Here is a 24978-nt window from a genome sequence, read left to right on the forward strand (position 1 = left end):
CTGTATTATTTATTTCATAGCTTCAATCTGTTCCAGTGCTTTTTTCTGAGCTTCATCTGAAGCTGTCACAGGATCTGCATCCCCTTTATTTACACTTGATAATAGATTCTCAGTTATAGCCCACATAACATCCATTTCTGGTACGTTAGGCATTGGTACTGCTGTTGCAGAAGCTTTTTTAAGTGTCATGACGATCTCATTACTCTTGACTGCATCATCCTCATAACAGTTATTGTTTACTGGTGCTGAACCAATAGCTTTTGCTAAGTTGATACCTATATCAGGTTTAGATAACTGTTCTAGAACTTTCGCTACTGCTTCCTTCTTGCTTTCTGCTCCTTTTAATACACATATACCTTGGATACCAGCAAATGGACTGATAGCTTTTAATGTTTCATTTACAACAGGCATAGGAGCTATACCAATATCAATTCCATTCTCTACTAGGTCTGGAATTAACCATGGTCCACCAATAGTAGAATGAGCCTTACCTTCTTTGAATAATGTAGTCATGGTATTATAATCACCATCTATTGGCATATATTTTACAAATTGTTTATGATATTTGATAGCATCTTTTGTTTCTTTAAGATCAAGACCTGGTTCAGCTTTATCGTTGATAACGAATCCATCATAAGCATGAATCCATCCTACAGTAAAATAAGCTGTACTATGCTGCTCAACAAATCCATAATTACCATCTTTTGTATTAACTTCCATATAAGCCAATAAATCATCAGTTGTTCTTGGAGCCTCTTTCATAAGAGCTTTGTTATACATGAACAACAAAGATTCAAAGTAAATAGGTAATTGATAGATTTGATCTTTATAAGTAGCTGCGCTGACAGTCATAGGTATAAAATCATCAAATGTTGATTCAGGAATGAAGTTGGTAATAGGTGATAAAATACCCATTTCAGCAAATATTCCTATCTTGTCATGTGCAAAGAAATACATATCAGGTGCACTACTTGGATCATTTCCAACAAGTTTTAGAGTCTCTGTCAACTTTTCTTTTCTTTCAACAGATACAACTATCTCTGGAGCCAATTTATCAAGTTCTTTTTGAAGTTCTTCAGCTATGGCCTCTTGTGTTTCGTACCAGATTTTAATATGTGTTGGTTCTTTAGCTTCTTCTTTCTTATCCCCCGAAGTGTTCTCACTTTCTAAATTTGTAGTAGTATCTTTGTCTTCCTCTTTTTTCTTGCCACAACCTACAATAGTACTCATGCATAGAGTGGCAATCAGTAAGATAGCTAATAATTTTTTCATGTTAATGCCTCCCATTTTGTGATTGTAAGCATTTCACTATGGCTTCTAGTGAAATGCTTTAATTTACATGCTTTCTTTATTACCTAGTTCCAATTATAAACAGGTGTTTCAGATGTACCGTTAATATCGGATGTAGAAGTAAATACTCTGTTAGACCCTGATTCCCAAGTTACATTACCATTGGCATCTTTTTTAATGAATTTGAATTCAAAAGAAGTATTGGCTGGTACACTAACTGGTAAGAACCATTGTGGATAGTTAGGATTCATCATAGCTTCTGTACACTTGTTGGTATCCCAATTACCTAGCTCTGGAATACTACCTACAACATGAATTGTATCACCAAAACCAGTATTGGCATTCACACGGAATATAGTCTGTACTTGGTCACCAGATAAAACTGTATATCCAAAAGTATTACTTGTACTTCCATTATTTGTAACTGTAATATTAACTTCACCAGCAGCTACATTAGGTACTATAGCTTCTATATAATTTGCTGTATTTGAAACAACTGATGCACTTACATTATCAAATTTCACATCAACGTTTCCATCTAAGTTATTTCCATAGATATAAACTTTGTTTCCTGCACGCCCCATAGTTGACATAACATTACCGATCTTAGGTCCGTTATTGTTAGGATTATAAGACCATACACCTGCATATCCTCCTGGTAACGTACCTACATACACTTTACCACCATTTGAAACTACGATTCCGCAGGCTTTCATTATGCCATTAAGTTCATCATTATAATTACCATCTGCAAAACCAGTAGTTACATTAGTATTAACTGCCACTGAATTGTCAGGCTGACGATTTATAGCTATTAATACTTCTTTATCAAAGAACTTACGTGTCATAACTAATACATCATTATTTGAATAAAGTATTTGTGTTGTTCCATAAGCCAATGCATCATTTTCTTGTCTTAGGTCTGACATGTTCTTGATGATGTTATAAGCATCTGTAGATGTATTGAAACTTGAATCTACTTCCATGAACATTCTTCCCCCAACATCACTATTTGTGTTAGGTGTCATATACTGTTCTGTACCATAGTAGATATTAGGAGTTCCTCTTGATGTAAGAAGCGCTACCAATGCTGCATTGTAAACTTCTCTACGTGCTTGATAATAACCGAATCTAGTTACATCATGATTATCAAGGAAAGTAACTGTTTGATTTTCATAAGTGTAATCACTAGTTGTATAACATAACATATTACCAAAATCAGCCATGCTGGTACTGAAATCTCCAAATGTACTAGTTATACATCTAAAAAACTCAAAGTCAAGGTTATTGACACCAGTTCTATCTGGGAATGATTGATACTCATCATATTTTGGATCAGGTCTACCAATGAAGAATTCTCCAAAGTGTGTCAAAGGTCCGTTACTCTTACTGTCAATACTATCTTTTAGACCTTTTACAAATGCAGGATTCATATGTAAAGTCGCATCATGTCTAAGTCCATCAATTCCTTTATCAACCCAGAATTGAGCTGCTTTTTCTAAGTACTCTACTACAACACCATTTTCTTGAGAATAATCAGCTAATGAACCTAACTCTTTATGTCTGAAACCAAATGATGATGTATCTCCACCTCTGTCTCCTAGACCATGGAAAAATCCTTGTGTATCATTATGTGGGTCTGCCAATAGATTCTCTAATTGACCGTCACCATTAAGATCCACTGGTTCTCCATTAGCATCAAATACGTAATTACCATTAGAATCCTTATCAGGTTCATATAGTTTTCCATCTTCAGGGCTGAAATTATCTGTTGGATTCAACCAACGACTACTATGATTTGTTACAAAATCAATTACAAGTTTGATTCCATTAGCATGTAGGGCATCTCTTAATTGTTCAAACTTCTTCATTGATCCAAAGTGTTTATTAGTTGCAAAATAGTTTCTTACATGATAACCGTGGAAACTAGTCCATATATCTTGACTTCCACCTGGTTGATAGTCAATAATAGGTGTGTCACGATTTTCATAAGGTGCACTAATCCAAACTGCAGTTACACCCATACCTTTTAAATAAGGTATTTTATCAATTATTCCTTGAAAGTCTCCCCCTTGATAGAGCTTTAAGTCATCTCCATCACCTTTATTATCGTTATTACTATCATCAAATAGCTGAGCTGATGATGGTACATTATTTGATGGGTCACCATCTGCAAAACGGTCAGTAATAATCTGATATACCACATCCTTAGGTGTAACAGGTCCAAGTGCCGAAGTACTAGCACTAACTGGAACATTCAACTGACAAACTACACACATCATAACCATGAAAAAAGCTACTATTTTCTTCTTCATTCTAAAATCCTCCTATAAGTTAATGTTATTTACTTATTTATTTGAAACTCTAGTTAAAGCTATACTTGGAGGTCGATTAATTTCTAGAGTTTGAAATACGTTAAAACTGGGAATATTTCAAAGACATATTTTTTTACCAATCAAGGAAAGTGTTTTCCTTATCAACTTGAATATTAAATATAGATTAATTGGTAATTTTACACTAATTATACACTCACATATTATAAATGTCAACAAAATAGCTATATTTAGCTTGACTTTTTTAGGAAAACGTTGTACTATTTAAGTATAATGTTTTCCTAAAAATAGAAAGGATTGATCTTATGGCAACCATAAAAGATGTGGCACGAGAAGCTGGAGTATCCATCTCAACAGTATCTAAGATTATAAATAAATCCTCTCCAATATCAGCCGCTACGACAGAGAAGGTTGAAGCTGTCATGAAAAAATTACACTATTATCCTAATACAAGAGCAAGGAATTTTGCTAGACAGGCGACAAAGAATATCGTTTATATGATGAAAATTGAAAAGAATGTAGCTTTTACTAATCCCCATTCTTTTGAAATTATGTGTGGAATCCAGGAAGCTCTTGCAAAAAAAGACTATAACCTGACTCTTGTAAGTTCTAATTCTGAGGAAGATATATCTAAGCTCATTGATAAAATAATCTATCAAAAAAGTGCTGATGGTATCATTATTCATGCCTCGGCATTTGACCCTACCATAGAAAGTGTTATAACAAAGTCCAATTTTCCTCATATGCTTATAGGCAAGCCAGATTATAACAGCGCTTTATGCTGGGTTGATATTAACAATTATTTATCTGGAGAAATCACAGCAAAACATGTTATTGAATTGGGTTACAACAAGATAGCTTTCATAGGCGGAGCTGAAGATGATCAAATATCTGCTCATCGTTTGGAAGGTGCAAGAACCATTATAAATCGCAGTCACGGAACTCTACTTCATAATGAATATACGGATTCTTCCAAGGAGATGAGTTTTGAAGTGATGCATAAGATACTCCGAGAGAAAAAGACACCTGATACTGTAATCTGTGCTAATAACAATATAGCCCTTGGTGTAGTAAACGCTATTAAATACAATGATTTCAAGATACCTGATGATATATCTGTAATCACTTTTGATGATTATCCTTATTCTCGTATCACTGAGCCTATGTTATCTGTAGTTAATATTGATGTTTTTGATATGGGTTATCAGGCTGCTAAGACATTACTAAGAAAGATTAAGAATCCTAATCTTCAGGTTCAGTCTTATTCTACTTTGCCTACGTTGATTGAAAGAGGCTCCACTGTAAAATCCTAATGTCATTAAGTTAAAAACGCACTTAGAATTTCTGCATAGTTAGTTATGCAGAGCTCTTTTTAATTCTGAAAGTGTAACTAAAAACCATTAAAGCATGGTTTCCAGTTACACTTATTTTTATTTTAAAATATAGGAATTTAATTGTTTTTACTAGGTTCATATAGACTTAATGACATAAAATATAATCCAATGTAACATAATATACAATGTTTTATTAATTACAGAAATAACTTTAGCAAGAATATATAATATGATTATCACATGCAGTTTTACAATAAAATAAATGAGGTGATCAAATGGTTAAAAAACCTACTGGCTCATGGGTGGCCATGCCAACACCATTTAAAGCCAACGGTTCAATTGACTATTCAGGATTTGAAATCCTGATAGAAAGGCAAATCAGATACGGAACTTCGCAACTATTTATACTGGGTTCTGCCGGTGAAGTTACATTGTTATCCATCGAAGAGAAAAAGAGTATAGTCAAAGAAGTTATTAAAATGACAAAAAATAAAATACCTGTATACTTCAATGCTTCTGCGGCATCTACAAATCAGAGTGTTGAATTTGCAAAATTTTTAGAACATGAAGGTGCAGATGGTGTAATATTTACAGTACCGCCATATCTTCTCATACCTCAAACAGCAGTATATGAGCATTTAAATACATGTATGAGCTCTATTAAAATCCCTTGTGGTATTTACAATAATCCTTCAAGAGTGGGTGTAAATATTGAACCAAAGACCATTGCAAAACTTGCAGCAAATAATAGTAATTTTATAGTTGATAAAGAAGCAATGCCAAAAGTTTCACAGTTAGTAAACGTTAAAAGGTTATGTGGTAATCAAGTTAACCTTTTGTGTTGTGATTATACAGATTATTCAATAGTTATCCCGACATTAGCAGTAGGAGGTCACGGAACTGCTAACATAGGCGGCAACATTATTCCTGAAGAAGTAGCGACGTTTTCCAGACCTTGGGATTCTGTTGAAAAAATGAAAGACTGTAGAAATCTTTACTTTAAATATTATCCATTAATAGAAAGCTTGTATCAATTAACAAATCCTATAGTTATAAAAGCAGCTCTTAAAATATTAGGTTTGCCAGGAGGACATTTGCGTAAACCATATTTGGAATTTACCGGCCAGAAATACCGTGATCTGGAAAAACTGATGAATGATCTAGGTGTTATAGACAGATATGGAGTGAGGTAATGGAAAAACACATAGTCGTAATCGGCGGTAATGCAGCTGGTCTTAGTGCAGCTTCAAGAGCAAGGAGAGGTAACAAAAATATTAAAATATCTGTATTCGAAAAAACAGAAAATATAAGTATAGGTGCATGTGGCTTACCTTATTTCCTTGGAAACATGATTAATGAAAAAGAGGATCTAGTAGCAATAAACGCAGAGACTCTCAAAAAAAAGAGGAATATAGATGTTTATACAGGATGTAAAGTAACTGCTATCAACAGAGATAATAAAACAATAACAGTATCAAGTTGTAACGGCAAAGAAGATATAAGATATGATTCGCTTGTCATTGCTACTGGGGCAAGTCCTATTATTCCAGAGTTTGCAGATGTAAATACAGAAGGTATATATACATTAAGAAATCTAGAAGATGGAACCGCTATAAAAAATTATATCAGAAAGAACAATGTGAAAAAGGCTGCTATCATAGGCGGCGGATTAATAGGTCTTGAAGTTGCAGAACAATTATCAATAAACGATATTGAAGTCACTGTATTCGAATTATCTCCAAAGATACTTGGCTTTATTAATGATAATTATGTTCAAATGTTATTAGAACATATTGAAGCGAATGGTATTAAGGTATTAACAAACAATGGTATTCAAGATATTCTAGTAGAGGATGGTAGAGTAACAGGGCTTGTAACTACAAAAGAAGAGAAGATAGATATAGACCTTATTGTATTTTCAATAGGAGTAAAACCTAACTCACGTATTGCTGAAGATGCAGGACTTGAGATTGGTTATAAAGGCGGTATAGTCGTAGATGATTATATGAGAACAAGCGATAAATCTATATATTCAGCTGGGGATTGCGTTCAAATGAAAAATATTATTACCAATACATTTACATATGTTCCATTAGGAACAACAGCAAACAAACAAGGAAAACTTGTTGGCGCTAATATTGTCGGAGAAAACCAAAAATTCAGAGGCATTCTATCTTCTCAGGTAACAAAGGTTTTTGATTTCTACATCGCTTCCACTGGATTAACTATAGAACAAGCAAGAAACAATGGTTACAATCCAGTCTCAATAAGTATAACAAAAAATGATAAAGCATCTTATTATGTTGGCGGGAAAGAGAATCACATTTACCTTGTATTTGAACGTACAACCGGTAAGATATTAGGTGCACAAGCTATCGGCAGTGAATCTGTAGCCGGAAGAATAAATGTATTAGTTGCAGCAATAACAGCAAACATGACGGTTAATGATTTAAATGAGCTAGATTTAGTGTATGCTCCGCCAGTAGCACCAGTTTATGATCCATTGCTAATTGCAGCAAGCCAAGCTATTAAAAAAGTAAATAAATAAATACTATGTTTATTGGAGAGAATAATCATGCTATATATACTTAATATTCCAAGAAATGGTGATATAAAAAATGAAATCATAGATTTTGTATTAAAAAAAGGTTGGGAAAAAGCTTATATTAGCGGCGCAATAGGTTCTGTTACTGATATATGTATGGTAAATCCACAAAATGACAATATACCACCAAACTTAAAAGGGGAGACAATAAGTGGTCCAAGCGAAATACTAAGTTTCTCAGGCGAGGTGATGAAAAAAAAGTACATGAGTAATATTATGAAAAAAATTTATACTGATGACGATAAACCCTATTTCATCCATATTCATATAAGCTGCTCAACAAAGGGTCAAAAAGTTTATGGTGGAGGACTAAGAAAATGTACAGCTTTTCTTGGTTTAAAGATTTTTTTACATGAAATATACTAATAAGAGAGAAGGTATGAGTTATGAAAAAGAATAAAGTACTATCTATCAGCGTAATAGTAGTGTTACTATTTGCAATGGTAACAGGATGTTCTAATACCTCAAAAATTAAGAGATGTTCTTTAGGCAGCGGATCAGTTGGAGGCACTTTCTATTTAATGGGTGGTGGAATTACAACATTAATTAATAAATACCTACCCGATAATTTTATGTATAGCACAGAAACAACCGGAGGGTCTACAGCAAATCTTGGAATGTTACAAAAAGGAGATGTTGAATTAGGAATTGCTATGACTTCAAGTGTTCTCGGTGGTTATCAAGGTAGTGCAGCTTGGACTAATGGTGTTGCACATGACAAAGTCAGAGGCATGATTGCACTGTATCCATCTTCAATGACAATTTATGCTTTGGCTGACATGGATATCGAGACGTTAAAAGATTTGAATGGCAAAACTGTTGGTCTTGGAAGTAAAGGCGCCGCAATGGATACCACATTAAGAATTATATTTGATGAAATGGGCATCAAACCTAGCGCAATACATAATGATGGTCATTCAGCTACTGCAAAAGCTGTTGCAGATGGCGTTATTGACTGTGCAATAACATTTATGAATCCACCATGGCCTGCAATTATGGAAATAGAAGGAACAAAAGATCTAAAGTTTATTGCACTCACAGAAGATGAACAAAACAAAATTATGGATATCTTTGATTTCTATTCTAAGTCAGTAATTAAAAAAGGAGCTTATAAAGGTGTTAAAGAAGATACTCTTTCTTTAAACGAATGGAATTTCCTTTGTACAAGTTCTGATATTTCTGTAGATGAAATATACATTATTACCAAAACTATTTATGAGAATCAAGCAGACTTATTAGCAATTCATCATGCCGCTAGTAATATAGTACCAGAAAATAATATTTACTCACCTATTCCATTACATGGCGGCGTAGTTAAATATATGGAGGAAGTTGGAATCGATGTACCCTCAGAACTAATTCCAGACGAATATACAAAAGAATAATTCTATTAAAATAGATAAAATGAGAATGTCTATGTTTATCTAATCATTAGATAGACATAGACATTTAAATATATTAATGGAGGTCAAAAAGTGAACGATCTAACATATAACAAATACAAAAAAATTTTTACTATTTTAATCTCTGTGTTTACAGGACTAATACATATTGCCAATTTCACCATCTATACTTTACCAAGTATTAAATTCTTCGCTATTCACTTAATGTTAGGATTAGCTTTAATATTTTTACATTATGAAACAAAGAATATTGGTTTTACTAATAACAAATTCTTATGCAGAATCATCGACTGGATATTAATTGCACTTTCATTTATAACAGGTTTATATATTATTATTAACTTTGATTTTTATACTCAAGTTATGCAGACAAGTGTTTTAACTTATCAAGTATTATTCTTTGGAATAATTGTTGTAGGCTTGGTTTTGATAGCATCCATAAAAGTATTGGGATATATATTACCATCCATTGCAACAATAATGATTATTTATGCTATATTTGGCAATAATATATCTGGCATAATGGGTCACAAAGGTTACTCTTTTATGCGAGTTGTTGCTACAGTATATAGTGATTTAGGTGTATATGGTACACCTATCGCGGTATCTGCTACCAATGTATTCTTATTTGTGCTTTTTGCCGCTTTACTTGGCGCAACAGGTGCTGATGAAATATTTAGAGATTTAGCCATAGCCCTAGCTGGTAAAAAAAGAGGCGGACCAGCAAAAATGGCAGTAATTGCCAGCACTTTTTTCGGAACACTTTCAGGGAGTTGTGTTGCTAATGTTGTAAGTACTGGGGCTTTTACAATTCCTCTTATGAAAAAAGAAGGATACCCCAAAAAATTCGCAGGAGCAGTAGAAGCAGTAGCATCAACTGGCGGACAAATTATGCCGCCCATTATGGGTGCTGCTGCATTTGTTCTAGCAGATATAGCGGGTCTACCATATACTACAGTATGTCTAGCGGCTCTATTACCTGCCCTTATGTATTATACTGTATTAATAAAAATGGTTGATTTAGAAGCTATCAAAAGATCCTTTAGTGGTATGCCGGAGGATAAGATTCCTAATGCAAAAAAAGTAGCTAAAAAAGGTATGAAATTATTTATTCCCGTCATTGTACTTCTATTTCAATTATTTATCATGAAAGAGACACCTATGAAATCAGCCATTTGGGCAATACTTGCGATTATTATTTGTGGATTTCTTGATAAAAGAAATAGATTAACATTAGCTAAACTGGCATATGGCTTTAGAAGTGCAGGTAAATCTATCACACAGGTTGTAGCAGCATGTGCAACATCCGGTATAGTAATAGGTATGTTTGCCCTAACTGGTTTAGGTTTAAAATTCTCTAGTACAATCGTAGCATTAGGCAGGGATAATATACTTCTTAGTCTATTGCTGGCTATGTTTGTATGTATTATATTAGGTATGGGACTCCCTACTACAGCAGCATATATCATATGTGCAACTGCAATAGCACCTGCACTTATTAAAATTGGAATCGAACCCTTGGCAGCACATCTGTTTCTTTTATATTTTGCTTGCATTTCTGCTATTACCCCTCCTGTTGCTGTTGCTTCATACGCCGCTTCTGGAATTGCAGAAGAAGATTCAATGTCAGTTAGTCTAGAGGCCGTTAAATTGGGTATAGCAGGATTTGTGTTACCATTTACATTTACGTACAATTCACAATTTGTCAGTTTTGGATTTAATTTAACAACATTAGTAACCTGGGTTAGTGGATTTATCTTTTGTTATTCTGTTGCTTATGCAATTCAAGGCTATGTGAATACTAATGTGAAGACAAGTGTTATTGAGAGAATAGCTTTTTTATCAATTGCTATTTTTATGCTAAAAGCAAACTTAATTTCATTAACTGTAGGCGGAATAATGTTTTTATTATTGGTAAAAGGCAGAAAGATATTAAAAAAGAAAAATTATTAACCTCATAATGTTAGTGTAGTTGATAGGTGAACAGATTCATGACAATCTAAAAAATAATATAAAGACAAAATAATAATTAGTTTGTTATCAATTATTCGTTTGCATTTTCTTAAAATAATCTCGGTAAACTTTTACATGCATTTGATATTTTCGGTTAACAATACGTATAAAACCCTCATTATAAAGAATATTAATAGTTTTACTTACTGTAACTCTAGCACTACCAATTAGAACTCCTATTTCATGGTGTGTATAATTAAAATTCAATTCATACCATTCACCATCAAGAATATGTTCGGTGTTCACAAACATGAAAAACAGTCTTTTAATTCGATCTTTTACAGAGTTAAAAGTGAGATTTTCAATCTCATACCTTAAGGTGCTAATTTTGTGAGATAAACAATGTATTATAGCATTTTGAAATAACAGGCTTTCATTCAATAGTTTGTCCACAGTCTTTGAATGAATAATATATAAGGTCAAATCAGTAGCAGCTATAGAAAATACTCCTGTTTTATATCCTAAAGCATGTGCCATTTCTCCAAACAACCAGCCCGAATTGAGAATATACAGAGTTTTTTCTAGACCCTCATCATTACTCATATAATGTTTGGTTTTACCTCTCTTAATATAATAAATATAGTTGAGGTTATCCCCAGGATGTGTTAAAATAGCATTCTTTTTATAGAATTTTTCATAAGAATGCTGACGAATTAAAGTTTCTAAAGCTTTATCATATATTTCAGGAAATACTAAACTAATATTCTTTATATCCATTCTTTCACCTCTATTAATATTGTACATCAAATACAGTATATGTCAATGTAAATATCTAGTTTAGTCTTAGCTATAAATAAACTGACATATACTGCAACCTTTAAATACGCTTATATTATGAATTACTAATATGCTTTAAACAAAAAAGGAGCAGATAATTATGGACCACAAAAAGAATTTTGATATTTATACAGATATATTAAAAGAAGAGTTGATTCTTGCATTAGGATGTACAGAGCCTATAGCAATTGCTCTTGCCAGTGCTAGATGTGTAGAAGTCTTAGGACAAAATCCAGATGAAATATTGGTAAATGTTAGCGGAAATATTATTAAGAATGTTCAAGGTATAATTATACCAGGCACCAAAAACTTAATGGGAGTAGAATTTTCGGCTCTATTAGGTATGATTATAGGAAAATCTACCAAACAATTAGAAATACTCCAAGGATTAACAGACGACATCATTCAAAAATCTATTGAATTACACGACAAAAAAATTTGCACGGTATATCATGTAAAAGAAAAACCAAAACTTTATATAGAAATAATCATGAAAAAAGATGGTCAATGGGCTGAAGTTGAAGTAATACATCAACACACTAATGTAACTAGTTTAAAAAAGAATGGCAAAAACCTCATATATAATCCCTGCAAAGAAGAAGAATTTAATTCTTCTTTAACTGATCGTACAACGTTAACAATCAAAAGTATTGTCGATTATATATCCAATGTTGACTTGAAAATTATTAGACCAATATTCAAGAATGAACTTGACTACAACATCGCCATAGCTAAGAATGGACTTAATAATGATTATGGTCTAAATGTCGGCAAAACATTATTACATAATGCCAAAGATAGTATAAAGGAAAAGATGAAAGCCTTTGCCGCAGGTGGGTCAGATGCACGCATGAGCGGTTGTGATTTACCAGTAGTTATTAATTCAGGAAGCGGAAACCAAGGCTTAACCATCACTTCACCTATTTTCATATATGCAAAAGAAAATAGCATTGATAATGAGAAATTATACAGAGCATTGGCAATAGGTAATCTTATCCCAATCCACATTAAGACAAGAATCGGAAGATTATCTGCTTTCTGTGGTGCAATTACGGCAGGGATAGGTGTAGGTTGTGCAGTCACTTATTTAAACGGGGGCACATTAAAAAACATTGAAGATACAATCAAAAACAGTATTGCCAATTTAACTGGTGTAATCTGCGATGGTGCAAAACCATCATGTGCAATAAAAATTGCTTCAAGTATTGATGCTGCATTAATGGCTTCTGAATTAGCTATGGAAGGAAAAGTAGTTCAATCAGGTACAGGAATCATTTATGATTCAGTAGAAAAGACGATAGAAAACATGAGCCGTATTGCTTGTGATGCTATGTTAGAAACCGATGATATGATCCTTAAAATCATGACCAAAATATAGAGAATACAATATCATCACCTTCATTATTATTATTATCCAACTGGAATATAATTACGGTTTTAATAACTAACTCATCTTTCCCACTTCAATATTCTATGCAAACATACTAGTTCAAGGTGGGAAAGTTGAGCATATCTTATTCATTTATAATTTAAACAATTTTTTAAAGGAATTCAATCTAAAAGCAACTGTTGCCAATAATATAAGACCGAAAAGCGCGGTAATCAAAAATTGATCTACACGTAGAATATTCAATCCACTTGCAACAATCTGCAATAATAATACAGCAAGTATCATACCACTAATCTTTCCTTTTCCACCATTAGGGTCTATGCCTCCAAGTACTGCAATAAGAACACTTTGAAGCAAATAACTTGTTGCATAACCAGACGCCGCTGAGTTGAATCTTGATGTCAATATAACTGCTGCTACACCAACAAAGAAACCAGATAAAGAGTATACTTTAATAATCATACGCTTTACATTAACGCCTGAGAACTCTGTAGCAGTTGGATTGGAACCATACATATAAGCCTTCTGTCCCAATGGCAAATGATGCAGCACAATATACATTATGATTGCACATATTGCAAATATATAAAGAGGAACTGGTATTCCTAAGACACTCTTATTTCCTATAAACTGAAAACTCTCAGGAAAACCGGAAACAATCTCACCTTTTGTAATTACTATACTAACTCCTGAAATAAGCATCTGCATACTCAATGTTACCAAGATAGCCGGAACTTTCAAATATGCAATAATAACTCCATTACCAAAAGAAACTAGTACACTGATTGAAATCCCCACTATAATAGCTAATATCACGACTCCAACATTTTCAGTACCTTTTGGAATCATAGAGGTCATCATCTTAGCCATAATAATACCAGATAGATTGGCAGAAGCAATACACGATAGATTGATGCCTCCTGTTATCATTGTAATCATCATACAAAGGGTAAGCAATCCCATTTCAGGAAATTGTCGAGTTACAGAAATAAAGGTATTGTATGATAAAAAACGTTCACTAATCAGAGAAACGATAATTACTACAATCATTAAAATGATGGATAGCATAATATTGTCTCTATTTCTTTTTACCAAAGAACTTTGCATGTTTAATTTCATTGCTCAATCTCCTTCCCTCTTTTTTTCCTTCCTCTGAGTCCAGTGAAGCAAAAACTTATCATTACAACAATACCCATAAAGAGGGTTTGATAATAACTAGATACTCCTACGAAAACAAGGCCATTATTGATTATTGTTACAAGCATCAATCCAAACAAAGTACCAATAACAGTTCCCTTACCTCCTGATAAAGCAGCTCCCCCTAAAACAACCATAGCAAGAACTTCCATTTCTTTTCCTACCAGTGCATTAGGTGCTACATTTTGTGTCACATACATAAGTACTATTGAACCCAAAGCAGCCATTACACCCATATAAGCGTAAGCAAAAAGAAGTGTACGGTAAACTTTGATACCAACCCTTTTTGAAGCTTCTGCATTATCACCTACAGCATAAACATGACGGCCAATATTGGTACACTTTAGAATCCACCACGTCAGCAATGAAGCAAAAACTAGTATTCCTATAGGGATAACCAATACTGTAACAGAAGTCTTTGTTGCAAACCACTCTGGGAAGCCATATAACCAAGTGCCTCCTGTAAAATACATCAAGAAGCCATAAAAAACGTTCATTGTCGCAATGGTTATAATAATGGCAGGAACCTTTAAGTTATATACCAGTGCAGCATTAATCAGTCCTAGAACAATACCAACCATTATAGCTACAGCAAATACAACAAACATATTTCCACCAATACTCATTATGAACATTGCAGCAAGATACTGTGCAACTGTCGCTGTTGCCATAAAAGAAATATCTATACCACCTGATATAATAACTACTAACAAACCAATAGCCATAACTCCTAAAGCAGCAGCACTTGCAAGCATATCAGTGATATTTCCAAAAGAAAGAAATCTACCTCCTGAAACCACTGTTAAAATAGCAACTAAAAATAAAACTACCATCATAAGATAAAATTCATGGGTTTGAAAAATCTTTTTTATTGAGCTTTTATTGTGTTTGTAAGACATCATTATAAAACTCCTTTTCAGTAATTTCCATGGTATTTACTTCTTTTACAATAGATCCTTTATTCATGATAAGGCAACGTGAGCAATTGTAATAAATCTCTGGAACTTCATCAGATATTATAATAATTCCCATGCCACTTTCTGCCAATGTTCGGATAATATCATATATAACACTCTTTGCTCCGATATCAATACCATTTGTTGGTTCATCCAATATCAATACATTTGGTTCAATAGCCAACCATTTTGCTATAACAATCTTTTGTTGGTTACCACCAGACATAGCTGATGCATGAATATTTGGAGTAGCACTTTTGATACTTAACTTCTCAATATAATCATTTGTAATATTTACTTGTCTCTTTTTATTTATTAGACCAAACTTTTCCTGTAATTTCTCAATAATTGTAAGAGACATATTATGCTTGACTGATTGGTCAATAACCAACCCTTGTAATAGTCTATCTTCTGGTACATAGGCTATTTTATTTTTTATAGCGCATTTATTGGTTTTCAATTTTACCTCTTTACCTTCTATATAGATTTCGCCAGAAGTAGGGGTATTCATACCAAACAATGAAAGCGCAAGCTCCGTTCTTCCTGAACCCAACAATCCTATTATTCCAAGAACTTCTCCTTTACTAAGTCGAAAAGAGATATCTTTATAATGACCAACCCGATAAAGATTTTTCACTTCTAATAATATAGTATTATAATCAGGCATATTGAATTTCTGTTCAGGAATGATGTTTTGTTCGCTGATAAGATAACCCAGTTTAGTATCATCAATATCCTTTGAATCAAAAACACCAACAATTTCTCCGTCTCTTAGGGCTGTGATACGTTCTGCGATTTCTAAAATTTCATCCAACCTATGGCTAACAAACATAATCGTCATACCTTTTTCTTGCAAATCCCTTATTATCCCAAATAGTATATTAACCTCTTTTCGGGTAAGAGATGATGTAGGTTCATCCATAATAACTAGTTCCGCGTCAGTTGCTATGGCTCTTGCTATGGCTACCAACTGCCTATCTGCTATAGAAAGTTCCGAAACAGGAGTTGATAAGTCTAATTCTACTTGTATTTTCTCCAAAGCTTTTTCTGCTTTTTTATAGATTTCCTTCCAATTGATATGTCCTATAGCTTTGTCTGCATAAGAATTGATTGCTATATTCTCTGCTACAGTCATATTAGGGAATACACTTAGATCTTGATATATTACAGATACTTTATTTTGTGCATTTCTATCAGTAACTTCTAGTCCCTTATCTCCGTCAAATATATGAACAATAGAATTTTTGTCTGGTTTAAGTACTCCAGCTATAATTTTAATAAGCGTAGATTTTCCAGAACCGTTTTGTCCAACAAGACAGTGTATTTCACCTTTATTCAGTCCAAACTTAACATTTTTTAATGCTTTTACTCCACCATAAGTTTTACTGACTTGCTTCATTTCTAAAAATAGTTCTGACATAAATTACCTTGTATACTAAATATATCAGATTGATACATCAGTATACTCTCCTTTCTTATTTCTGCTTTATATTATTTTCCTATATAATATTTAGATAAACGTTGTGGAGTATTCCATGTTTTACCTACGGCTCGACCGTTGAATGGAGGGTATACCCACAACTATTATTCAAAGGATAAATTAGCTGGTTAACGCTTGACGTTTCATTTACAAGGTCATCCGAATTTTAGTTTGTGGTCGCACAATGTTTAAATATATCTAGGAGGTCTTAACATGCTTTTTATTGGCATTGATGTCGCTTCAAAAAAACATGATGTAATTATTATTTCAGAGTACGGTGAAATCCTTTCAGAGTCTTTTACTATCGAAAACTCTTCTGCTGGATTTAAAAAACTCCATACGGAAATTTCTTCCCATACGGAGCTTTTTGATAACGTCCATATAGGGCTTGAAGAAACTGGTATTTACTCCAGTAACATCCGTGACTTCTTGCACTCTGCCGGTTTCAACGTGTATATGATTAACCCCGTTCTAACCCACCACAGTAGAATGGCATATTCACTAAGAAACACAAAAACTGATAAACTTGACTGCCTTGCAATCTGTAGATATATCATGCATAATTTCACGCATCTCAAACCCTATATATCTACACTATACACGACTTCTGAACTTAAGTCATTATCTAGATTACGTCTAGATAAACTTCATACCCTTGCAAAGGCCAAAATGGAGTTCACTCGATTGCTCCAGATTACTTTCCCTGAGTTTATCAAACACTTCAAACAGCATTCTCAGTGGGCTATGAATCTTTTCTCTTCTTATCCAGCTCCTGCTAAGATTGCTCGTATGCATCTTGACACACTTGTAAGCATTATCAAAATCAAGGGGGATCGTGTTTCTGCTGCTCAATTAATCAAAAATCTTGCTAAAAAAACAATTGGTGATACTTCTATTACCAACTCACTTCTTATAGAGTCTATCATCGATGACATCAATCACTACAACAAACAGATTGCTATTATCGATAAACATCTTGATGCTCTGATGGCTGATTTTGATTTTATAACAACAATACCAGGTGTTGGTAACGTTATTGGTGCTTCTATCATTGGTGAAATCGGTGATATCTCACGCTTTAATTCACCTTCTCAACTATTAGCATTTGCCGGTCTTGATCCCTCCATCTATGAATCAGGAGAGTTCAAAGGTAAACGGTGTCGCATATCTAAACGTGGCTCTAAATACCTCAGAACTTCCATTTTTACAGCTACACGTGTTGCGTGTGTAGGAAAAGGCAAGAACAATCAATTCCGTCAGAAATATCATAAGAAAAAACTTCAAGGCAAGCATCATAATTCTGCACTTTGTAATGTGTCCAAAAACATGATAAATACCATTTTCGCTATGCTTAACAGTAAAGAGGATTTTATATACATTACATAACTCACAATATAATTTAGGTATTCTTAGCAGTACCTTTATTTATGATGTTCTTTTTTATCTATTCAATATTTTCTTCTTTTATTTCATTTTTTACTTGACTTTTGTATAGCTGGCTCCATAATACTATAATAAAGGTGCTGAGTCACTTTACGTCACTCAGCATCAACCCTTTTTACTAATTAAAATCCTAAAGAATCTGCATTTTCATTAGTAATATTTAATGTAGCATCAAATATCAAAACATTTCCATTATCAACTTTTGGTTTTCCTATTTCTGGAACATCAATTGACTCTACGTCTTTACCTTCAAGTAATGATTTTGCTACATATACAGCAGCATATCCTGAATCAGAAGGATTCCAAAGTACTCCATGATCTATAGAACCATCAGCAAGATATTGAGCAGCCTGTGAAGGAATAACTGTACCTGTTACAGCGATATCATCTGTCATCTTTTTCTCTCTTAAAGCTTCAGCTGCACCAATTGGACCAAGACTTCCCCATCCGATAATTGCTTTTAGGTCAGGATAAGATTTGATAAGTTCAAGTGTCTTAGTACGTGATAATTCAGTATCTTCTCCACATGGGATACGGTCTGTTGCTTCTGTCATATTAGGGTAATTTTCTGCAAGATATTCTGTAGCTAAATCAGCCCATTCGTTATGTAGGGGAACTGAAAGTCCTCCAACAAACAATACATATTGTCCTTCTCCACCAGCAGCCTTAGCAGCAGCTTCAGCAGCGGCAATTGCAAAATTCTTATTATCTATCATTTCTGTATCATAATCAGCTCCAACTTGTCCTGGTGACTCGTTTGCAATAACTAGAATACCTTTTTCCTGTGCACTTTTTAACGTTGGCTCAAGAACTGTTGCATCATTAGGTACTACTACAATTGCATCAACACCTGTTGTAATAAGGTCTTCTATAATCTTTTTCTGTAATGCTGGATCAGCATCTGTTGCGCCAGTTACATATGCATTTACACCCAAATCTTTTGCCGCCTTCTTAACACCTTCCTCCATAACATTGAAAAATGGAATACCTGTTAACTTTACAACTACTGCAATTTCATAATCTTCTTTAGAACTGTTATCTTTCGAATCGTTATCTTTGGTGCTATTATCTGTAGTATTATTATCTGTCGGTGGTACCTCTTTCTTAGTTTTACAACCTGCAAAAACCAACATTACCATAGTCAAAATCATTATTATCGTTACCGTTTTTTTCATTTTGTCCTCCTTTAATATTTTTTTTTGCTTCAGAGTCCTTATGCCATAAATCTTAAGCACCAATTTGAATCTCTTTCTTCATAAAAACTTACACCCTTTAGATAATGATAAACAACCTACTACAAAGAGTATTAGATAGCCATATCTATACTTCCTTGTTTCAATGTAACTTGTTTCACTTATTATATTACTACTTTTTAAGTGTCTTGTCAATAATACCTAAAAAATTTCTTTTCCCTCATATTATTTTAGTTATTATTCAATTATGCGTTGATTAATTAATATTCTATTTGTGTATCATTATTATTTTACCAAAATATATGTTTTCTTTTTTGTATTTAATTAACCCTTTGTTACATTATTTTCACTGTTTTAAACCAACTTAAATGGATAATAATATCTTATTTGGGTTTACTTGTTTCAGTAAGTAATTAAAAAAATAACAATACTTCGTTAAGATGAAAAATCATTTTATATATACTGGAAAAATTATGCATTATTTTTTTGCCAAAAGTTACAACAACAATCAACTAATTGGTATCTTTATGATTGTCAAGAGCGATAGTTTTTATATCCACTATATATTGTATGAGATGATATGTAACAAGGTACATCTTGTAAGAATACTATATTAAAATACCCATAAAACCTGCTTATACTATAGCAAGGCTTTATGGGTATATAGTATTAATTATATAATGACATAGATGTTAAGACTCTTTTATACTCTTTTTTTCTTTAAAATATATACAATTACTAATAACAATATAATAATACTTCCACTTATTAAAATAGGTAAAATCAGAGTTTTATTGTTCATTAAATCTCTATTACTAGTATCACTTGAATCATTGCTATCACTAACCTCAATATCACTTTGATTTTTTTGTTTATTATTAAATTGAGACTTATTATCTGATTTATTTAATTCATCATTACTATTAAATTCATCTATGTTATCGTAACTCTCTCCATATTTTTCGGATGTACTTTTACTACCTAGTAATAATATTTCACTTATGCATACATCTTTATATTTATTTCCAGATTCTGCTTCTAAGATAGTTAATACAATTCTATTGGTATATACTCTTTTCTCATCAAACACAGATAAAAAGTCAAACATGTCATAGTATTTATATAGATTAGAAATTTGAGTAAAATCTCCTATTTCAGGTATTACATTTCTATTGTCTAATTCCACAATTTTGCTAATGCATCTTTCTTTTCCAGCATCATCTGTATCATAAATATCAATTTTGAGTTTTTTAATTTTCCCGTTATTTTTATAACAACTATTATTAGTCGTATAACCATTAGCAATTGCAATCTCACCTATATTGGTATGGGATTTAAATTCTATCTCAATACTCTCTCCAATTCCTAAATCTTCTTTACCTTCAACCCATGCTGTTGCTAAATCTTGATCAAATAAATTTTTAACTGCATATGTATATTCGCCTTCATCTGGTAATGTAGAAGTTGAAGTAATAGAATTTATCACATTTGAGTTTAAAGTATTTTTTCTTATATGATTATAGTAATTATATTTTTTCATATCGTATTCTATTTGTAACTTATTATACTTATCAAAATTTAAATCCAGTATTTCTAAGTCATATATACCCTGCTCATTATAAGTAAATCCAGGCATATTAATCTGAAAGTCTTCACATTTTTCTATAATATCTTTATAATTTACCTTTAATTTGAATGCATCAACTTTTCTATCTCCCCAATGGATTGCAGGAGTAAAATCATAATAAAATTTACTGTTACTTGACGAAGACAATAAAAACCCTTCAGATTGATTTAAAATATAGTATGGCTTTATGCTATAGGATATATTTAATGTCTTTATCTCATTTTTCTTAAAATGTAATTTAGAGTTATAAAAATAATTTGCTTCTTTTTCATCATCTTCATCATTCTTAACTATTTCTTTACTTACTACATAATCTAACTCTTTATCACCATCAATCATTTTAACATCTTTAAGATATATCTCATCAAATTCTTGCCATAAAAAAGTCCATAATCTTATTGGAAATGAATATTCTATTTCTCTCTCTTGTCCAGTATTTACCAATTTATACTCTACTTCAACATTGATAAATTCTTCTTTTATATCTATTGATAATAATTCAGATGTTAAATCGATATCTTTTATATCTACAAATTTAATATTTTGCCCCTCTACTATTCCATTCCATTCTGAAGGACCACCATTTGCAAAAGATTGTAATCCAAATATTATCAAACAGATAAATATAGGTACTATATATTTCTTCAATAAGTTTGTCATTTTAGTCTATCCCCTTATACTAACTAGGTGCTTAATTTTACTCAAATTATATCTCATACTTTAAAATATCCTTAGTTCAGCAATACATTTATCATCATATTTATCCTCATTATAAACTTCTAATATTGTTATTTTAATTAAATCACTTTCTCTCCTTTCAAAATCAACTCGTTGCATCATAACTGGATAATCGTTTTTCAATTCTTTATCAACACTATAACCATGTGAAAAATTTTTTTCTTTTGCTTTATTCATTGCCTATTCTCTTTTATTTACATACTATGTAAGAGCTCTTGTATATCTCTATTATTAATTAATAATTAAAAGAACATCTCTGTATTATCAGTTATTTCAAATGTTTCTAAGTTCACTTTTTTATATTCATATTGACCTGGCATTGGCATATTTCTTATATAAAGAAAATTACCTATCTGTATCATATCAATAAAACCAAGATGAATTATTTTATCATCTATCATACCTGTTTCTATATCTATCCTAGCTATACCCTCTTTTTCAAAATCGTAATAATATATATAATCTCCTGCCTCAAAATAAAACATATTCCAATCTCCCACAACATATTGAGGGTTGCTACCATCTAAATTAGCTTTATATAATCCATCTTCACCAACATAATAGATAGTAGTGTCTGTTATAATAGGTCTCGATGCATTATTAAGCACCTTATAATTATCAGAACCATCTACATTGATACAATATATAGAATCAGAGCTATCACCAAAATAAATTTTATTTCCTTTTACTTGACTCAAATATATTTTTTCATTTGCTAGTAATTCATTTTCTATCTCTCCATCAAAATTTGCTGTTAATAATTTTCCTTCTTTATTGATATATACTATTTTATTATCAATTGTACAATAATAATCCCTCTTTATATTTTTAATAATATCATTACATGTTCTGTCTAATAAATTTATTTTATGAAGAACTCTATCCTCTGTATAAAACAAAAAGTTGTCCTTTAATATAAAACTACTATCATCTGCAGCTACATTAGCTATTATTTCTTTTTTGCCTGTCTTTAGTTCGTACTGTATAATAGCTGCTGCATTTACATCACCTTCACCGTGAAATTTACCATTATCATCTATATAATGCCCCCAATTGCAATAATATGCATAATCTTCATTAGTTACAACCATAGATGGATTATGGTACTCTACTTTTTTAGATTCTTTAATTTCTTTAACTTCTTCTTTACTAGCATTTGATTTTGTGCTGGTTTCTTTTGTTTCCTCTTTTGTATTAGCAACTATATCTGATTCAGTAATATTTTTTTCTACTGACTGTTTACAACTACATAATAATAACAATGATAATATTATTATAATTAAACGTTTCATAATATCTTCTTATCTCCTTTCTTCCTGTAAAGCATATAGAATAAAAACCTATATGCTTTTGATTATATTATTACTCTTTAGTACCATGTTTTATATATTCTATACCATAATCCCCCAACACATCTTTATAGTTATTCTCATTAGGATCCATAAAGCTTCTATCAACTACAAATATACCTTTAACATTGTCCGGGGCTTCTCCATATTTTACAAAGCCATCTTTATCAAATCCTATAATTTCCGCAATTTCATTATAACGTGTCCAATTTTGATTATCGCCTCCAGGTCTGACGGTCTGACATCCTGAAGAATTCACCCATATTTTGGGAGTAAAATTGCCATCAATTTCTTGCCCACTATATTCTTTTGTATGTCTATATCCCATATGAAAATTAATACCTCCTGAAGTACCACTTTTCCATTTTCCTTTGGTGGTACTATACCTTACAACTTCCGCTTCTTCTCCCTTAGTTGACAGTATCTTTAATGCAGGATAACTTGAATTATTTCCTTTTGCATCATTTGCAGGATGAGATGTTTGTCTAAAACTATATACACCATCTACAAGAGTTGGCATATCTGTATATCCATTATATTTATTTGGACCTCTAGGATAATCTGGTAATGTAGATGCTTCTGGGGTTATGTAAGCTATTTGCCCATCTTTTACAACAACTAATATCGCTCCATAACGGTCTTTATATAACGTTTTTCCATTTTCCTCAGAATATTTCTCTTTTTTATCTTTATTAACAGCCGTACCCTCAAACAGATAAATTTGTGTTTGATTTTGATGCTGTTTAATATAATCATGATTCTGGTAGGTTTGAATTTTTTTAATTGCCTGTTTTTGTTTGTCTGTCAATGGTAAAACATCTCCATTAGCATAAGATAAAGTTATTTTGTCTAAGTCAGAAAAATCTAAGTTCATGTTATTACTTGATGCTGGTTCTATTACTTGTTTATCTGAAGTAACTTTTACACCTACATTTAACTTATCAGTATCTATCCAAGCTGTAGCATAACCATCTTTAACTGGATATCTCACATGGCTCCTGCTTCCTTCTTGTTCAAAAATCACTATATTATCACTTACCCATAATTCTCCTGCTTCACCACTATCTTTAGTGACCTTTGTAATGCTTGATACACTTGCATGAATATAGTCTACATCTACTTTAACCCCCAATGAAGTTGGAGACCATTTGACATTAGCACCTGCTTTTTCTGATATTTCCCTTATACCAACTTGTATATGTCCATCTTTCACTGTAAACGTTGAACCATCACTTGCATACCCAAAACCATCTTTGATATTATTCAAATTATAACTTGTTGTTTTACCATTTATGATTACCGTTGCAGTTTTGGATGTTTCATCCCATGAGACTGTACCGCCTAGTCCTTTAACAATGTCTATCAAATTTCCTGTAGTGATACCATTAGACACCATTGTATTTCCGATTTTCACATCTCCCACGGTTACATCAGCAGGTTTAATATCATTATCATTTTTTTCTTTTTTACTTGGAGGCTCTAGTACCATTAACATCTTATTTAATTCTCGTTCAGCATATTCATATGCATTTATTACGCCATTAATTTGTTTACCATACTTAGTAAATCTTTCTGATATGAGTTTTATTTCTGTACCAATTTTATCCAAATCATATTTAATATTATCTCTTTCACAAATTATATTGTCAATACAAATTTTCTGCGAATTAAATTCATTCAGAAGATTATCAGTCCTTTCAGCTAAATTATTAGACTTTTTTATTGGTTCCTCTAATGCTTTAATATCTATTTTTATATTAGTCATATCTTTCCTCCTTATTAAGCTATACCTATAATACTAATTTCATATAGATATTTCTACAAATCCTGACGAACGACATGATTTATGG

19 protein-coding genes are annotated in these 24978 nt (G+C 32.2%); 8 read left to right on the forward strand and 11 right to left on the reverse strand.

Annotation, left to right across the window (positions count from 1 at the left end):
- Positions 1-9 precede the first annotated feature (9 nt).
- Both HYG85_RS10035 and HYG85_RS10040 read right to left on the reverse strand, forming a co-directional pair.
- The gene (locus HYG85_RS10035) at positions 10-1272 is read right to left on the reverse strand and encodes an extracellular solute-binding protein (RefSeq protein WP_212693345.1); all 1263 of its coding nucleotides are present in this window, start codon (positions 1270-1272) and stop codon (positions 10-12) included.
- Between the two features lie 83 nt (positions 1273-1355).
- A complete protein-coding gene (locus tag HYG85_RS10040; RefSeq protein WP_212693346.1) occupies positions 1356-3605 on the reverse strand; it encodes an alpha-amylase family glycosyl hydrolase in 2250 nt (749 codons plus the stop codon).
- A 323-nt stretch (positions 3606-3928) separates the two neighbouring features.
- Between HYG85_RS10040 and HYG85_RS10045 the strand changes: the two genes are divergently transcribed.
- The 6 genes from HYG85_RS10045 to HYG85_RS10070 all read left to right on the forward strand — a co-directional run bounded on the left by HYG85_RS10045 (position 3929) and on the right by HYG85_RS10070 (position 10918).
- Positions 3929-4936, forward strand: a complete 1008-nt coding sequence (locus tag HYG85_RS10045) for a LacI family DNA-binding transcriptional regulator (RefSeq protein WP_212693347.1) — start codon at positions 3929-3931, stop codon at positions 4934-4936.
- 296 nt (positions 4937-5232) lie between these two features.
- Entirely contained in the window at positions 5233-6150 is a 918-nt protein-coding gene (locus HYG85_RS10050; RefSeq protein WP_212693348.1) for a dihydrodipicolinate synthase family protein, read from the forward strand.
- Entirely contained in the window at positions 6150-7505 is a 1356-nt protein-coding gene (locus tag HYG85_RS10055) for an FAD-dependent oxidoreductase (protein WP_212693349.1), read from the forward strand. Before HYG85_RS10050 ends, HYG85_RS10055 begins: the two co-directional genes overlap by 1 nt.
- A gap of 27 nt (positions 7506-7532) precedes the next feature.
- A complete protein-coding gene (locus HYG85_RS10060; RefSeq protein WP_212693350.1) occupies positions 7533-7928 on the forward strand; it encodes a PPC domain-containing DNA-binding protein in 396 nt (131 codons plus the stop codon).
- A 20-nt stretch (positions 7929-7948) separates the two neighbouring features.
- Complete coding sequence (locus HYG85_RS10065; RefSeq protein ID WP_212693351.1) at positions 7949-8947, forward strand: TAXI family TRAP transporter solute-binding subunit; 999 nt, start codon at positions 7949-7951, stop codon at positions 8945-8947.
- A 90-nt stretch (positions 8948-9037) separates the two neighbouring features.
- Positions 9038-10918, forward strand: a complete 1881-nt coding sequence (locus HYG85_RS10070; RefSeq protein ID WP_212693352.1) for a TRAP transporter permease — start codon at positions 9038-9040, stop codon at positions 10916-10918.
- Between the two features lie 87 nt (positions 10919-11005).
- Here HYG85_RS10070 and HYG85_RS10075 read toward each other — a convergent pair whose 3' ends face one another.
- A complete protein-coding gene (locus HYG85_RS10075; protein WP_212693353.1) occupies positions 11006-11695 on the reverse strand; it encodes a Crp/Fnr family transcriptional regulator in 690 nt (229 codons plus the stop codon).
- Positions 11696-11855: 160 nt separating this feature from the next.
- On the opposite strand from HYG85_RS10075, the gene HYG85_RS10080 reads away from it, so the two are divergent.
- Entirely contained in the window at positions 11856-13133 is a 1278-nt protein-coding gene (locus HYG85_RS10080; RefSeq protein WP_212693354.1) for an L-cysteine desulfidase family protein, read from the forward strand.
- A 144-nt stretch (positions 13134-13277) separates the two neighbouring features.
- Here HYG85_RS10080 and HYG85_RS10085 read toward each other — a convergent pair whose 3' ends face one another.
- Genes HYG85_RS10085 through HYG85_RS10095 form a run of 3 tightly spaced genes read right to left on the reverse strand, consistent with a single transcriptional unit; the run spans position 13278 to position 16718 of the window.
- Positions 13278-14264 carry an ABC transporter permease gene (locus HYG85_RS10085; RefSeq protein WP_212693355.1) on the reverse strand — a complete coding sequence of 329 codons (987 nt, stop codon included), beginning with the start codon at positions 14262-14264 and terminating at the stop codon, positions 13278-13280.
- Positions 14261-15244, reverse strand: coding sequence for an ABC transporter permease (locus tag HYG85_RS10090; RefSeq protein ID WP_212693356.1), 984 nt, complete (start codon positions 15242-15244; stop codon positions 14261-14263). Before HYG85_RS10090 ends, HYG85_RS10085 begins: the two co-directional genes overlap by 4 nt.
- Positions 15222-16718 carry a sugar ABC transporter ATP-binding protein gene (locus HYG85_RS10095; protein WP_212693357.1) on the reverse strand — a complete coding sequence of 499 codons (1497 nt, stop codon included), beginning with the start codon at positions 16716-16718 and terminating at the stop codon, positions 15222-15224. The genes HYG85_RS10090 and HYG85_RS10095 overlap by 23 nt, the downstream gene beginning before the upstream one ends.
- A 273-nt stretch (positions 16719-16991) precedes the next feature.
- On the opposite strand from HYG85_RS10095, the gene HYG85_RS10100 reads away from it, so the two are divergent.
- Positions 16992-18164, forward strand: a complete 1173-nt coding sequence (locus tag HYG85_RS10100; protein WP_113671495.1) for an IS110 family RNA-guided transposase — start codon at positions 16992-16994, stop codon at positions 18162-18164.
- 179 nt (positions 18165-18343) lie between these two features.
- On the opposite strand, the gene HYG85_RS10105 is transcribed toward HYG85_RS10100, so the two are convergent.
- From HYG85_RS10105 to HYG85_RS10125, 5 genes are all read right to left on the reverse strand, one after another.
- Entirely contained in the window at positions 18344-19396 is a 1053-nt protein-coding gene (locus tag HYG85_RS10105) for a substrate-binding domain-containing protein (RefSeq protein ID WP_212693358.1), read from the reverse strand.
- A gap of 721 nt (positions 19397-20117) precedes the next feature.
- A complete protein-coding gene (locus HYG85_RS10110; RefSeq protein ID WP_212693359.1) occupies positions 20118-21701 on the reverse strand; it encodes an NADase-type glycan-binding domain-containing protein in 1584 nt (527 codons plus the stop codon).
- A 60-nt stretch (positions 21702-21761) separates the two neighbouring features.
- On the reverse strand, positions 21762-21956 hold the full coding sequence (locus tag HYG85_RS10115; RefSeq protein WP_212693360.1) for a hypothetical protein: 195 nt from the start codon (positions 21954-21956) through the stop codon (positions 21762-21764).
- Between the two features lie 65 nt (positions 21957-22021).
- The gene (locus tag HYG85_RS10120; protein WP_212693361.1) at positions 22022-23071 is read right to left on the reverse strand and encodes a hypothetical protein; all 1050 of its coding nucleotides are present in this window, start codon (positions 23069-23071) and stop codon (positions 22022-22024) included.
- Positions 23072-23141: 70 nt separating this feature from the next.
- Positions 23142-24893, reverse strand: a complete 1752-nt coding sequence (locus tag HYG85_RS10125) for a stalk domain-containing protein (protein WP_212693362.1) — start codon at positions 24891-24893, stop codon at positions 23142-23144.
- Positions 24894-24978 lie beyond the last annotated feature (85 nt).

The sequence above is a fragment of the Vallitalea guaymasensis genome, assembly GCF_018141425.1.
Taxonomy (GTDB): Bacteria; Bacillota; Clostridia; order Lachnospirales; family Vallitaleaceae; genus Vallitalea; species Vallitalea guaymasensis.

What these genes read in the sequence shown, in the direction of transcription:
- HYG85_RS10035 (WP_212693345.1), bottom strand. Translation starts at nt 1,272, where the DNA reads ATGAAAAAATTATTAGCTATCTTACTGATTGCCACTCTATGCATGAGT.
- HYG85_RS10040 (WP_212693346.1), bottom strand. Translation starts at nt 3,605, where the DNA reads ATGAAGAAGAAAATAGTAGCTTTTTTCATGGTTATGATGTGTGTAGTT.
- HYG85_RS10045 (WP_212693347.1), top strand. Translation starts at nt 3,929, where the DNA reads ATGGCAACCATAAAAGATGTGGCACGAGAAGCTGGAGTATCCATCTCA.
- HYG85_RS10050 (WP_212693348.1), top strand. Translation starts at nt 5,233, where the DNA reads ATGGTTAAAAAACCTACTGGCTCATGGGTGGCCATGCCAACACCATTT.
- HYG85_RS10055 (WP_212693349.1), top strand. Translation starts at nt 6,150, where the DNA reads ATGGAAAAACACATAGTCGTAATCGGCGGTAATGCAGCTGGTCTTAGT.
- HYG85_RS10060 (WP_212693350.1), top strand. Translation starts at nt 7,533, where the DNA reads ATGCTATATATACTTAATATTCCAAGAAATGGTGATATAAAAAATGAA.
- HYG85_RS10065 (WP_212693351.1), top strand. Translation starts at nt 7,949, where the DNA reads ATGAAAAAGAATAAAGTACTATCTATCAGCGTAATAGTAGTGTTACTA.
- HYG85_RS10075 (WP_212693353.1), bottom strand. Translation starts at nt 11,695, where the DNA reads ATGGATATAAAGAATATTAGTTTAGTATTTCCTGAAATATATGATAAA.
- HYG85_RS10080 (WP_212693354.1), top strand. Translation starts at nt 11,856, where the DNA reads ATGGACCACAAAAAGAATTTTGATATTTATACAGATATATTAAAAGAA.
- HYG85_RS10085 (WP_212693355.1), bottom strand. Translation starts at nt 14,264, where the DNA reads ATGAAATTAAACATGCAAAGTTCTTTGGTAAAAAGAAATAGAGACAAT.
- HYG85_RS10090 (WP_212693356.1), bottom strand. Translation starts at nt 15,244, where the DNA reads ATGATGTCTTACAAACACAATAAAAGCTCAATAAAAAAGATTTTTCAA.
- HYG85_RS10095 (WP_212693357.1), bottom strand. Translation starts at nt 16,718, where the DNA reads ATGTCAGAACTATTTTTAGAAATGAAGCAAGTCAGTAAAACTTATGGT.
- HYG85_RS10100 (WP_113671495.1), top strand. Translation starts at nt 16,992, where the DNA reads ATGCTTTTTATTGGCATTGATGTCGCTTCAAAAAAACATGATGTAATT.
- HYG85_RS10105 (WP_212693358.1), bottom strand. Translation starts at nt 19,396, where the DNA reads ATGAAAAAAACGGTAACGATAATAATGATTTTGACTATGGTAATGTTG.
- HYG85_RS10110 (WP_212693359.1), bottom strand. Translation starts at nt 21,701, where the DNA reads ATGACAAACTTATTGAAGAAATATATAGTACCTATATTTATCTGTTTG.
- HYG85_RS10115 (WP_212693360.1), bottom strand. Translation starts at nt 21,956, where the DNA reads ATGAATAAAGCAAAAGAAAAAAATTTTTCACATGGTTATAGTGTTGAT.
- HYG85_RS10120 (WP_212693361.1), bottom strand. Translation starts at nt 23,071, where the DNA reads ATGAAACGTTTAATTATAATAATATTATCATTGTTATTATTATGTAGT.
- HYG85_RS10125 (WP_212693362.1), bottom strand. Translation starts at nt 24,893, where the DNA reads ATGACTAATATAAAAATAGATATTAAAGCATTAGAGGAACCAATAAAA.